Annotated in this window: 12 protein-coding genes; 5 read left to right on the top strand and 7 right to left on the bottom strand. The window is 49.7% G+C overall.

Annotated elements, in window-relative coordinates:
- Nucleotides 1–137: 137 nt before the first annotated feature.
- The 4 genes from ACN0T0_RS02685 to ACN0T0_RS02670 form a co-directional block, all read right to left on the bottom strand.
- A complete protein-coding gene (locus ACN0T0_RS02685; protein ID WP_417222962.1) occupies nt 138–557 on the bottom strand; it encodes a hotdog fold thioesterase in 420 nt (139 codons plus the stop codon).
- 106 nt (nt 558–663) lie between these two features.
- Nucleotides 664–1,449 carry a TSUP family transporter gene (locus tag ACN0T0_RS02680; protein WP_417222960.1) on the bottom strand — a complete coding sequence of 262 codons (786 nt, stop codon included), beginning with the start codon at nt 1,447–1,449 and terminating at the stop codon, nt 664–666.
- A gap of 42 nt (nt 1,450–1,491) precedes the next feature.
- Complete coding sequence (locus ACN0T0_RS02675; RefSeq protein WP_417222958.1) at nt 1,492–2,004, bottom strand: M48 family metallopeptidase; 513 nt, start codon at nt 2,002–2,004, stop codon at nt 1,492–1,494.
- Nucleotides 2,001–2,459 (bottom strand): DUF1499 domain-containing protein, encoded by a 459-nt coding sequence (locus ACN0T0_RS02670; protein WP_417222956.1) that lies wholly within the window; start codon nt 2,457–2,459, stop codon nt 2,001–2,003. Before ACN0T0_RS02670 ends, ACN0T0_RS02675 begins: the two co-directional genes overlap by 4 nt.
- A 221-nt stretch (nt 2,460–2,680) precedes the next feature.
- On the opposite strand from ACN0T0_RS02670, the gene ACN0T0_RS02665 reads away from it, so the two are divergent.
- Nucleotides 2,681–3,565 carry a DMT family transporter gene (locus ACN0T0_RS02665; RefSeq protein WP_417222954.1) on the top strand — a complete coding sequence of 295 codons (885 nt, stop codon included), beginning with the start codon at nt 2,681–2,683 and terminating at the stop codon, nt 3,563–3,565.
- Here ACN0T0_RS02665 and ACN0T0_RS02660 read toward each other — a convergent pair.
- Nucleotides 3,518–4,072 (bottom strand): GNAT family N-acetyltransferase, encoded by a 555-nt coding sequence (locus ACN0T0_RS02660; RefSeq protein ID WP_417222951.1) that lies wholly within the window; start codon nt 4,070–4,072, stop codon nt 3,518–3,520. The two genes, ACN0T0_RS02665 and ACN0T0_RS02660, sit on opposite strands and share 48 nt — an antisense overlap.
- A gap of 210 nt (nt 4,073–4,282) precedes the next feature.
- Here ACN0T0_RS02660 and ACN0T0_RS02655 point away from each other — a divergent pair, with 210 nt between their 5' ends.
- The 3 genes from ACN0T0_RS02655 (at nt 4,283) to rrtA (ending at nt 7,977) form a co-directional block, all read left to right on the top strand.
- Nucleotides 4,283–5,017 (top strand): XRE family transcriptional regulator, encoded by a 735-nt coding sequence (locus tag ACN0T0_RS02655; protein WP_417222949.1) that lies wholly within the window; start codon nt 4,283–4,285, stop codon nt 5,015–5,017.
- Between the two features lie 172 nt (nt 5,018–5,189).
- Nucleotides 5,190–7,331, top strand: coding sequence for a VIT and vWA domain-containing protein (locus ACN0T0_RS02650; protein WP_417222946.1), 2,142 nt, complete (start codon nt 5,190–5,192; stop codon nt 7,329–7,331).
- Nucleotides 7,332–7,338: 7 nt separating this feature from the next.
- Nucleotides 7,339–7,977, top strand: a complete 639-nt coding sequence (gene rrtA, locus ACN0T0_RS02645; protein WP_417222943.1) for a rhombosortase — start codon at nt 7,339–7,341, stop codon at nt 7,975–7,977.
- A 79-nt stretch (nt 7,978–8,056) separates the two neighbouring features.
- Here rrtA and ACN0T0_RS02640 read toward each other — a convergent pair whose 3' ends face one another.
- Entirely contained in the window at nt 8,057–8,746 is a 690-nt protein-coding gene (locus ACN0T0_RS02640) for a pseudouridine synthase (protein WP_417222941.1), read from the bottom strand.
- Nucleotides 8,747–8,813: 67 nt separating this feature from the next.
- Nucleotides 8,814–11,189 carry a phosphoenolpyruvate synthase gene (ppsA, locus tag ACN0T0_RS02635; RefSeq protein ID WP_417222939.1) on the bottom strand — a complete coding sequence of 792 codons (2,376 nt, stop codon included), beginning with the start codon at nt 11,187–11,189 and terminating at the stop codon, nt 8,814–8,816.
- A 177-nt stretch (nt 11,190–11,366) separates the two neighbouring features.
- Between ppsA and ACN0T0_RS02630 the strand changes: the two genes are divergently transcribed.
- A complete protein-coding gene (locus tag ACN0T0_RS02630) occupies nt 11,367–12,185 on the top strand; it encodes a pyruvate, water dikinase regulatory protein (RefSeq protein ID WP_417222936.1) in 819 nt (272 codons plus the stop codon).
- Nucleotides 12,186–12,210 lie beyond the last annotated feature (25 nt).

Genomic DNA, 12,210 nt, shown 5'->3' with positions numbered 1-12,210 from the left:
ATTTGACAGTTGAAACTCAGGTTAGAAAAATAAAAAAAGCCGGCAAATTGGCCGGCTTGTTAAGCTGTCAGTCTAACACCCAAAATCGGCCATATATACCCTTTTGAAGCCAATTTTAGATGAAAAAAATAATTACTCTATTTTTCTAAAACCGCCATGGTTATGCGGGATGCACAGATACCTTTATCGTTCTCATCCACGATGCGAATATCCCACACTTGGGTCGAACGACCGATATGCACAGGCGTGGCTTTACCATACACATGGCCGGTACGAATGCCCGACAAATGATTGGCATTGATTTCAAGCCCGACGCAGCGATGCCCCGGTTCGGCGGCTAACTGAGCCGCCACACTACCCAGCGTTTCAGCTAACACAACCGAAGCCCCACCGTGTAATAAACCCATCGGCTGATGGGTACGGCTATCGACCGGCATAGAGGCACAGATGTAGTCATCCCCCACTTCGGTGATTTGAATGCCAAGATGCTCAACCAAGGTGTTTTTGCTAAAGGTCTGTAACGCCTCAACGCTCATCTCTGTTTTCCAAATCGACATCATTTTCCCCTATAAATCAATTACTCTAACCACTTACCCTACTGGAGAAAATAACATATCCCCGCAATTTAATGACAACAACGCCCAGCCCATCACCCGCCGAGATTTATGTCATCAGGGTTTTCATAAGCCCCAAACTACTCACCAAGATCAGCACCGTGCCCAGCACCCGATAAAATACTTGCGTGTCCGCACTCATCAGTTTGCTATGCACCTGCTGACCAAACAGATGGCCAATATAGGCACAGGGCAACAACCAAAGATGATGCATCAGTTGCAGATCAACGCCGGCGACAACAAAGGAGCTCAGTTTGATCACCACCAAAATAAACCAAAGCACAAACAGCGTATCGCGTAATTTTTCACGGCTCACGTGGGCTGCAAATACCGCCGCTATCAAAGGCGCGCCAATTAACGAGGTGCCGCTGACATAGCCACCGAGTACCAAAAAGAAGATATCCAAGCCACGATGATTGCTTTTGAAAGGCCGGTTAAGCACATAGCTAATAGCATAGGCGATCACAATGACATAGATAATGGCGCTCATCAGCGAACCCGACAGGGTTAGCAGCCCGAAGATGCCGATCATTTTCGGTACAATCATAATCAACAGCGCGTAACGTAGATAACGCCAATCGATGGTCGATTCTGCCGCTTGGTCCTTAATGGCAGCCTGCTGCACCCGTTGGCGACTTTGCCAAGTGATCAGCAGTGAAAACACCATCAGATGCACACCAATAATGGGCAAAAAAACCAACGGGTCATCAATAATCAGGAGCAAAAACGGCAGGGTCAAAACCGCCCCACCAAAGCCCAGTCCAGAACGAATAAAGCCGCTCCAAATAAACAGCAAGCCAATCAGAATATATTGGTAGAGCTGGAGATCAGCCATCGGTCACCTTAGAAAACGATAATGAATATTTTGCACGTTGCTTCAGTCGAGCGGCCCAAACAGCTCGAGACAGGTTAGGTAGAGTCGCAGATCTAACTCCAGTTGATGATAATCCGGCTCCATATACTGACAGAGGTTATAAAAAGCACGGTTATGTTCCTTCTCCCGAATATGCGCCAACTCGTGCACCACGATCATGCGTAAAAAAGGCTCGGGGGTCTGCTTAAATAACGAGGCGATACGTATCTCTTTTTTAGCCCGCAGCTTATTACCCTGAACCCGTGAGATATGGGTATGCAGCCCGAGTGCATTGTGAATCACATCAATACGGTCGTCATACTCTACTTTACTGATAGGGGCTGATTTTTTTAGATGGGTGTTTTTTAACGCAAGCGTATATTGATACAACGCTTTAGAGGATGCCACCGAATGCTTGCCCTGATAACGCTTACGTAGATAGTCCGGCAACTTACCGGTATCGATCAATTGCCCCGCTTGCTGTTGCAGCTCAGGTGAATAGCCCGTGAGGTAATCAGTTTTGTTGCTACGGCTCATTCCTGCTGCTCCAAGCGTTGCCGTATTACTTCAACCCGCTGCCGATTCACACCCATATCGGAGTAGCCAACCCGAGAGGCTGCACGCACATGAATCACCGCTGCGGGGCGATCTAACAACAGTTCGAGATCATCGACAAAACCAAACAGTGACGAGCTAAATTCTGCCGCCAGATAATCGCTATCTTGGCTAATAATCCGCCCGCCTAGGTGCTCAATAATGGTTGCGATAGACGCTAAATCCGCCGCGTTAAGCGGCGCAATATAATGCGCCTTATCCGTTTGTGCTGCACTACACACCGCATTGGGCTTCATCGGGCAAGCCGTTAGTACACCATTCACCAAGCCCGGTGGCGTTTGCCCACGAGATTTCATCCCTTGCAGGGCAAAGTATCCCGCTACAATGGCCATCGCTAACAGCACAATTACGCCGCCGATCATCATATACTGCTTCATAAATATCCTTACGCCTTAGCGCTTAACCGATAAAAAGCGACACGTGCTTGAGCTTAACAAAGTTAACCCGTACCGAGCGAACAAAATCCTATTTTTTACGCCTCAAACATAGGACCAATCAGGCTAGAAATCATCGCTAACCGGTTGGCTAGATTACAGCTTTAGCCCTAAGACTAGTATAAACTAGCGCGCTTTCCCGTTATTAACTGCAGACCGACATCGTGCTTACTCCACAACTGATCAACTGGCTTCTACTTGGCTTCCTCGTCATCACCTGGGGCTCCTCCTTTATGGTGACCTCCATCGCTCTACAAGGTGGGCTGTCCGCACTGACCATCACCATCTCGCGGATCGGTCTAGGCGCAATCGTCATCGTTCTATTTGCCTATTCTCGAGGCCTACGACTGCCGCGGGATGTAAAGAGTTGGGGTAGCTTTATGCTGCTTGGCTTATTTGGCAGCGCCCTGCCCTTTATCCTGATTACTTGGGGACAGCGTTCAGTTACCTCGGCTAGCACCGGAGTGTTGATGTCGGTGATGCCCTTCGTCACCATGCTGATCGCTCACTACTTCGTCACCGGTGAACAATTAAACCGCTATAAACTCTTAGGCTTTGCGGTCGCCTTTAGCTGCGTGACGGTGCTGCTCAACCCCTTTGGCGCTGGCAGTATCGACTTATTAGGCGCGCTGGCGATTCTTTCCGCTGCTAGTAGTTATGCCATCAATACCGTACTGATCAGATTACTGCCTACCTTTAATCCGTTAATCGGCGGTGCGGGGATGATGATCTGTGCATCGGTACTGGTGCTGCCCTTTGTGATCTTCAATGGCCAAAATATTATTCATGAGATTTCATTGCTGGCGACTCCCAGCGCGGTCTTTTCGGTGATGTGGCTCGGCTTAATGCCTGCCGGTGTTGCCTCGATCGTCTACTTCATCGTGGTTAACCGCGCAGGCCCAAGCTTTTTATCCAACTGTAATTTCTTGATCCCCGTGGTGGCCTATTTCGCCGGCACTCTGATTCTCGGTGATGACGTACCACCGAGTAGCCTATTTGCCTTAATCGGCATTTTGACCGGTATCGTGTTGACCCGTATTCAGCGGTGAAGGATGTCGATAGATCAACGCCTCTTTGTCGCGAAAGATAAACTTACGTTCGAGGGTTGCGCCCACCGCTAATGCCAGTTTACGTGACGCTTGGTTTTGCTCAAAGATCAGGCTGATCAGATGCAGTTCGGGTAGATAAGTCGCCGCCAAAGCGCGCACGGCTAAGGCCGCTTCTGCAGCATACCCCTGACCACTATAGCCGGGAATTAACGACCACATAATTTCCGGCTCAGGCCAGTCACCGGGATACCACAGACCCACCAGCCCAATAATTGTTCCGCTGTCTTTAAGCTTTACCGTATAAGGGCCATAGCCGTGTATTTCCCAATGGCCAATCAATGCGGCCACGATACGCCAGCTCTCCCCCTCGCTTAAAGGGCGACCGGTGGTATAGCGGGTCGATTCTTCATCTTTGTAAAACTGGTGCAATGCAGACCAATCATCGATAGTGGTTTTTTCCAGCACTAAGCGTTCAGTGCTCAAGGATGCGGGGATTTTATAGGTCACATCTGTTCCTTATTATTCTTAGGCGATAACAGCCCTTTCGCTGTTTAACATTGATAAAATTAAACCATTTTGCAAGGAAAAGACAGACCACATAGATAACGGTATAAATATGAAGGAATTCCTCTTTATTAAATTGCGGGCAGATATCCACCGGGGTTTATGCTAAAAACAGGTTTTGAATATCATCATTGAGTGGATGCAAAAAATCTTATGGCGCAGGCAGCAGCACTGGTTCAAACCCTGAAGAAACAGCTAAAGGCTCAGGGAAAGACATATATCGATGTTGCCGAGGCCTTGCAACTCAGTGAGGCCTCAGTGAAACGGCTGTTTTCGGAACAGAACTTTACCCTGCAACGACTCGAGATTATTGCCGACCTTGCCGGGTTAGAATTGACCGGCTTATTTAAGTTGATGGCACAGGAACAGCAGCGACTGACACAGCTCACCCGAGAACAGGAGCAAGAGATCGCCTCCGACCTTGAGCTGCTGCTGATTGCCGTCAGTGTGATCAATGGATTTGGCTTTAAGGATATTGTTGACCATTACGCCATCAGTGAACACGACTGTATCCGCAAACTCGCACAACTGGATCGCCTACGGTTTATCGAGCTACAGCCCAACAACCGTATTAAACTGTTAATCGACCCTAATTTCACCTGGCTACCCAATGGCCCGATTCAACAGTTTTTCCAGCAAAAGGTCGAACAAGACTTCTTTCAGTCTCGGTTTGATAAAAAACATGAAAAGTTGATCGTGCTCAACGGCGTTCTCACCCCAGAGGCCAACCTAGCCATGCAGAAAAAAATGGAACGGATCGCCGAAGAGTTTAATAGTCTGATTCGAGATGACTACCCCCTACCCATGGATCAAAAGCATGGTAATACAATGGTGCTCGCGATACGACAGTGGCAATACAGCTTGTTTAAGCACTACCGCAAAGAATAAACCTCACCGTATTTCTGGCCTATTTATCTCGGTTAACTCAACCTGAGGTATCATTATGTGATACCTCAAGCGCTTTGCTATTCCCCAAGCACCGCACACGCCATGATCGCTCTGACTTCAACGCACTGACATCCGCCGTTTAGATTCAGTCAACAGGATTAAGAGGATCGATATGAACAGCAAACTATTTTCCAGCGCCCTAGCCTTGAGTGCAGCACTCACCTTCGGTGTCACCCCATCCGTCGATGCCGCCGGACTACTCAAGCCCATTCAGTCCAACCTGCCCGACCTAACCATTAAAGAACACCATGTTAATGTCATACTCGAACACAGCTATGCGGTCACCAGTATTGAGCAGGTATTTCACAACCCTAACGCGCAAGCACTGGAAGCGATTTACAGTTTCCCGCTGCCGGATCATGCGGCGGTCGGCGAGTTCACCTATTGGATTGATGGCAAACCGGTCACTGGTGAAGTGATTAAAAAGCAGCAGGCGCACCAGATCTACGAACAGGAAAAACAAGCAGGTCGTGAGGCCGCATTAGTCGAGCAAGACCAGTACAAAAGCTTCGATATCAATATTACTCCAGTGCAACCTAACAGTGATGTCCGTATTAAACTGGTTTATATCCAGCCTGCCCATGTGGACTCGGGTGTCGGTCGCTATGTCTATCCATTAGAAGATGGCGGTGTGGATGATCAAAAAAATGCCTTTTGGAGCCGAACTGAACAGGTTGATAAGCAGTTTAGTTTTAACATGAGGCTCACTACGGGCTACCCGGTCGACTCTATCCGGCTGCCACAGCACCCTGAAGCAGCGATCCAACAACTTAACCCTCAGCAATGGCGCGTTAGCCTAGGCAATCAAGCAGCGCATCCAACTGATAGTCTCGCCCTAAAGCCAAACAGTGACCTGCCGGATGAGCAACAATCCAACCCGCAGCACCAGCCTAATACCGGTCTTCCCGCGGCTCATCTGGATAAAGATATTGTGGTCTACTGGCGCCACAGTGAAAACCTACCCGGCAGTGTCGATTTGTTAAGTTATAAAGCCGCCGATAACGCCCCCGGCACCTTTATGATGACACTCACCCCGGGGGATGATTTAGGCATTTTGCAGGGCGGCCGCGATTGGGTCTTTGTGCTCGATGTGTCCGGCTCAATGCAGGGGAAATACAGCACCTTGATCGAGGGTGTACGTCAGGGGTTAGCTAAACTCAGCCCCGAAGACCGCTTTAAGATCGTCCTCTTTAATAACCGCGCCAGCGATTTTTCTCAGGGCTTTCAACCCGCGACACCGGAGGTAATCAACCCGCTGCTCAACCAATTACAGCAATATCAACCGAGTAGCGGCACCGACCTGTATTCGGGTCTGTCACTGGGGTTAAAGAATATCGATGCAGATCGCAGTACCGCCATGATTTTAGTAACCGACGGCGTCGCCAATGTCGGTGTCACCGAGAAGAAACGCTTTCTTGATCTCATGGAAGCCGCCGATATCCGCTTATTTACCTTTGTTATGGGTAACAGCGCCAACCGCCCCCTACTGAACAGCATGACCGAAGCATCCAATGGTTTTGCCATCAGTGTCTCTAATGCCGATGATATTGTTGGCCAATTAATGCTGGCCACCAGCAAGATGACCCACCAAGCACTGCGCGATGTGCAACTGAAGATAGACGGAGGAAACGTCACCGACCTCACCCCGGATCAGATCGGCTCACTCTATCGCGGCGAGCAGCTAACTGTTTTAGGCCACTACCGCACCCCTGAGCCGGTGAAACTGACCCTCACCGCTAAAGTCGGCGGGCAAAGCCGTCACTACAACACCGAAATAACCCTGCCACAACAAAGCCTGTTACATCCCGAACTGGAACGGATCTGGGCTTTCGCCCGTATCGAAAACATACAGGCAGCGATGGATTATCTTGGCGAAAGCGAAGCGGCCAATGCCGATAGTATTCAAGCGATTACCGATCTCGCAATTCAGTATGACCTTGTCACCGAATACACCTCGATGCTGGTTGTTAGAGACGAAGTGTTTAAGCAATTGAATATTGAGCGTAATAACCAGCAACGGATCGCAACCGAGCAACAGGCGAGACAACAACGTCTGCAGCCCTCAGCGCAAACAGCAGCACCCCCCCGGGCCAACAGCCATCGTGCAGACAAGCAGAAGCCAATGTTTAACCCGTCACAAAACAGAGCATCGTTAGGTAGTGGGTCAGGCGCCATCGGTCACTGGGTGTTGCTATTAATCGGTGCGTTACTGCTGGTACATGTTGGCAACCAACGTAAACGTCAATCTGCCTGAGGTCGTTATGATTCAGCGATTAACACAGATACTGAAGCCACAAGAGCCTCCCGTTAACGCGGGAGGTGCATTTAACGGGCCCTGGATTACTTTAATCATCATCCTACTGAGCCTCCCCCTTAGCTTAGTGCCTTCATTTTTTGAGCTGGGCTATTTTGATCAACAATTGATTCAACAGGGGCAGCTGTGGCGCTTACTTACCGGCCATCTCAGCCATACCTCCCTCAGCCACCTCCAATGGGATCTGCTCGCCTTTGCGATCGCTGCAGGTTATTTGGAATTGCACTCACGTCGGTTACTGCTAGCCACGCTATTAACCGGTTTAATCATGCTAGACACTCACCTGCTCTCACCAGCGGCAGGCATCAGTCAGTATGCCGGTCTGTCAGGGCTATTGTTTGCCCCACTGCTGATCAGCTTGGTGATTTTTGCCCGTAAACAGTCGGCAATTAACGGCTGGTTACCGTTGTTAATCTGTTTGGGTAAGTTGATCTGGGAACAATTTAGTCAGCAAGCCCTGTTAAGCCAAAGCGCTTGGCCAGCCTATCCGATTGCCCATCTATTAGGCGCACTGGCGGGGCTTATGGTGTTGATAGCGGTTTTACTTTATCCCGCCCAAAGAGGAGATCACCAAGACCGGTTTTGATAGGCGCCGTTCAAGGTAACTGTTAAGTGCAGCCATTGAGGTCAGTGCCATTAGGGTGATGTGTAAGGTTAACGATAATTCAAAACAGCGCAATCTCAGCTGCCGTTAACGCTCGAAACTCACCCGGAAGCAAGCTAGGGTCGAGGTTAAGATCACCCACTTTTTCCCGGTGAAGCTCAGTCACCTCATTATCGAAATAACCAAACATTCGTTTGACCTGATGATAGCGCCCTTCATAAAGCGTCAAGCGGGAGTGATGGCTATCGAGGCGTTCGAATTCGGCTGGCTGAGTGGTAATGTCTTCATAACCAAAGTAGATCCCCTGACGAAACACCTCGGCGGTATTAGCCGCCACTGCGTCCTGAGTCGTCACCCGATAAACTTTGGTAATCTTCGAGGTCGGCTGAGTGATACGGCGCGACCAGTTGCCATCATTGGTTAGCAACATTAGCCCGGTTGTTTTCAAATCCAACCGACCGGCAAGGTGCAACCCTGGACGTAACGCCGGCGGTAACAGATCGATAACGGTTTGATGTTCAGGATGAGTTGTCGCACTCACGACCCCTGCGGGCTTGTGCAACATCAGATAGTAACCTTGGCACTCTTGTAGCAACTGATCATCTAATTCAATCCGCACAAAGCGATCCACCGATAAGCGGCCATCGGTGACCGTGTCACCGGCCACCCTCACCCGCCCTTCAGCCAGCAGCCGCTTAACCCGGCTCCGACTATAGGGGGTGTTGAGCTGAATAAATCGATCCAGTTGCATTAGCGAACAGTGCACTCAGCCGTGCGATCATAAAACAGAAGGCTGCCACATAGATAACGGTATAAAATCAAAGTGATTTATTATCTTCGTTAGCGAGGAAGAACCAGGTTTCCAACACCGTATCGGGGTTTAGCGAAACCGAGTTAATACCCTGCTCCATCAGCCAATTGGCGAAGTCTGGGTGATCCGAAGGCCCCTGGCCACAGATACCAACATATTTGCCCTGCGCCCGGCACGCTTGAATGGCCATCTCCAGTAACTTGCGTACCGCTTCATTACGCTCATCAAACAGATGGGCGATAACGCCGGAATCTCGATCTAGCCCCAAGGTCAGTTGGGTTAGGTCGTTTGAGCCAATAGAGAAACCATCAAAGTACTCGAGGAATTGATCAGCCAACAATGCATTGGACGGGATCTCACACATCATAATCACCCGCAAACCATTCTCGCCGCGCACTAAGCCATTTTCAGCCAGTAACTCAACGACCTGCCGAGCCTCACCGACGGTGCGTACAAAGGGAATCATCACTTCAATATTGGTGAGTTTCATCACATCGCGCACATATTTCAGCGCCCGGCACTCTAAATCAAAGCACTGACGAAAGGATTCAGATATATAACGACTCGCTCCACGGAAACCCAACATCGGGTTTTCTTCATGAGCTTCATAGGCATCACCGCCAATGAGATGGCCATACTCGTTGGATTTGAAATCCGACATCCGCACAATCACCTTCTTGGGATAGAAAGCGGCGGCTAGCGTTGAGATACCTTCCACCAGCTTAGCCACATAAAACTCAATGGGGCTATCATAGCCAGCGATACGTCGCGCGATGGTGTTTTGAATAGCGCCGTCTTGCTGATCGAACTCAATCAACGCTTTCGGGTGAATACCGATCATACGGTTAATAATAAATTCGAGCCGCGCCAGACCGACACCGGCATTCGGCAGCGCTTGAAAATCAAAGGCTCGGTCGGGGTTACCCACGTTCATCATAATATCGAGCGGCAGCGGTGGCATCGAATCGACTTTATTCGTTTGATGTTCGAAGTCCAGGTGGCCCTCATAGGCTCGCCCGGTATCTCCTTCTGCACAGGAAACAGTGACTTCCTGACCATCATGTAACCGCTCGGTCGCATCACCACAGCCAACAATCGCGGGAATACCCAACTCACGGGCAATAATCGCCGCGTGGCAGGTCCGGCCACCGCGGTTGGTAATAATCGCCGAAGAACGTTTCATCACCGGCTCCCAGTCGGGGTCGGTCATATCCGTCACCAACACGTCACCCGGCTGAATCTTATCCATATCACTGAGGCTATCAACAATACGCACCGGGCCACTGCCAATACGGTGGCCAATCGAACGCCCTTCCAATAACACCTTACCGGTTTCAGTCAGTAGATAGCGTTCAATAACCGCCGTCTTATCCCGGCTTTTGACCGTTTCAGGACGGGCCTGAACGATATACAGTTCGCCATCATCACCATCTTTAGCCCACTCTATATCCATAGGCCGACCGTAGTGTTGCTCAATCGTCATAGCGATCTCTGCCAACTTCTGCACATCATCGTCATTGATCGAGAACTGTAACCGCTGCTCCAGCGGCACCTTAACGGTTTCAACAGCACCCGCAGTGGTGCCATCGACGCCATAGACCATCTTGATCGCTTTAGTGCCTAAACTACGGCGTAGAATCGCCGGTGCGCCCTGACGCAAGGTGGGTTTATACACATAGAATTCATCGGGGTTAACGGCACCCTGCACCACCGTTTCGCCCAAGCCATACGCGGCGGTAATAAACACCACATGCTTAAAACCAGATTCCGTATCGAGGGTAAACATCACACCACTGGCACCGGTTTCACTGCGCACCATGCGTTGAATACCCGCAGACAGTGCAACCTCATGGTGTTCAAAGCCGTGATGTACCAGGTAAGAGATCGCCCGGTCGTTATAGAGTGACGCAAACACTTTATGGATAGCAGCCTTAATATTAGCCAAACCACGAATATTCAAAAAGGTTTCTTGCTGACCGGCAAAGGATGCATCCGGAAGATCCTCAGCGGTGGCAGAGGAGCGAATCGCAACCGCCTGCTCTTCATCGCCGCCCATATCAGCAAACGCCTGCTCAATAGCAGTATCGAGCGCTTCAGGAAAAGGCGTATCGAGGATCCACTGACGTACTTGAGTTCCCGTAGCCGTCAACGCATTAACATCTTCAGGATCAAGCTGAGCCAGAATATCGCTGATCTTTTGATCCAGTTGATTATGTTTTAAGAAGTCTCGGAATGCAGTGGCGGTGGTGGCAAATCCGCCGGGCACCTTAACACCTGCATCCGACAGCTCTGTGATCATCTCGCCGAGTGAAGCGTTTTTGCCGCCCACTTGCTCAATGTCATCCATACCCACCTGATCCAGACGAACGATATATTCCTGCAAAACCGTACACTCCTTAAATAATGTGTGATGGCGCTAATCATACTGCAATTCTGCACGTAAGTTCAGTGGCTTAACCAACTTCCTATTTTATACGATAGTTTCCTATACAGTACGCCCCAATATCGTAATAATAACCACCTTCTAATACACTTCGATGACGCAGGACAGCCTAATCTTATGAAACGAACAGCTTTTTTTATATCCGATGGCACCGGCATTACCGCTGAAGCACTGGGTAATAGCTTGTTGGCACAGTTCGGTTCGATTCAATTCAATAAAATCACGCTGCCCTATATCGACACCATTGAGAAAGCCGTAGAGGCGGTCGACACCATTGATCAAGCCGGCAAAGAAGACGGTTATCGCCCTATCGTATTCGACACCGTGGTGGATGAAGCCATTCGTGAAGTCATCAGCACCAGTAGCGCTTATAAAATCGATGTTTTCTCGGCATTTCTCAAACCGCTGGAATTAGAGCTGGGCAGTCATTCATCGTATAGCGTCGGCAAATCCCACTCGATCAATGAAGTAAACACCTATATGGATCGTATTGAATCGGTCAACTTTGCCATTGCAAATGATGATGGTGGAAAAACGCAGCATTACGATAAAGCCGATATTATTCTGACCGGCGTATCCCGGTGCGGTAAAACCCCTACCTGCCTCTATATGGCACTGCAGTTTGGTATTCGTGCCGCAAACTATCCGCTCACCGATGATGATCTTAATCGCACCCATCTGCCGGACGCACTGGAAGCCTATCGGGATAAACTGTTTGGCCTAACCATCGACCCGTTTCAGTTAGCCTCTATCCGCCATGAACGTCGCGCTAACAGTCGTTATGCCTCACTGGATCAGTGTGAAGATGAAGTTCAATCGGTCGAGCGAATGTTCCGCCAACAGCAACTGCCCTTCATCAACACTACCCACTTTTCCATCGAAGAGATTGCCACTCGTATCATTGCTCAAAAAGGCCTGCAACGGCGGATCAAATAAACCGGCCTCGATAGCAAAGCCGAAT

It is taken from the genome of Amphritea sp., assembly GCF_048266285.1.
Classification (GTDB): domain Bacteria; phylum Pseudomonadota; class Gammaproteobacteria; order Pseudomonadales; family Balneatricaceae; genus Amphritea.
Note: the sequence above shows the minus strand (reverse complement) of the source record. Positions and strands in the feature narration are given on the sequence as shown.

Bases quoted from the DNA above. Each gene is read 5' to 3' on its own strand.
- ACN0T0_RS02685 (WP_417222962.1), bottom strand. From the start codon at position 557: ATGTCGATTTGGAAAACAGAGATGAGCGTTGAGGCGTTACAGACCTTT.
- ACN0T0_RS02650 (WP_417222946.1), top strand. From the start codon at position 5,190: ATGAACAGCAAACTATTTTCCAGCGCCCTAGCCTTGAGTGCAGCACTC.
- ACN0T0_RS02630 (WP_417222936.1), top strand. From the start codon at position 11,367: ATGAAACGAACAGCTTTTTTTATATCCGATGGCACCGGCATTACCGCT.
- ACN0T0_RS02670 (WP_417222956.1), bottom strand. From the start codon at position 2,459: ATGAAGCAGTATATGATGATCGGCGGCGTAATTGTGCTGTTAGCGATG.
- ACN0T0_RS02640 (WP_417222941.1), bottom strand. From the start codon at position 8,746: ATGCAACTGGATCGATTTATTCAGCTCAACACCCCCTATAGTCGGAGC.
- ACN0T0_RS02675 (WP_417222958.1), bottom strand. From the start codon at position 2,004: ATGAGCCGTAGCAACAAAACTGATTACCTCACGGGCTATTCACCTGAG.
- ACN0T0_RS02680 (WP_417222960.1), bottom strand. From the start codon at position 1,449: ATGGCTGATCTCCAGCTCTACCAATATATTCTGATTGGCTTGCTGTTT.
- ACN0T0_RS02655 (WP_417222949.1), top strand. From the start codon at position 4,283: ATGGCGCAGGCAGCAGCACTGGTTCAAACCCTGAAGAAACAGCTAAAG.
- rrtA (WP_417222943.1), top strand. From the start codon at position 7,339: ATGATTCAGCGATTAACACAGATACTGAAGCCACAAGAGCCTCCCGTT.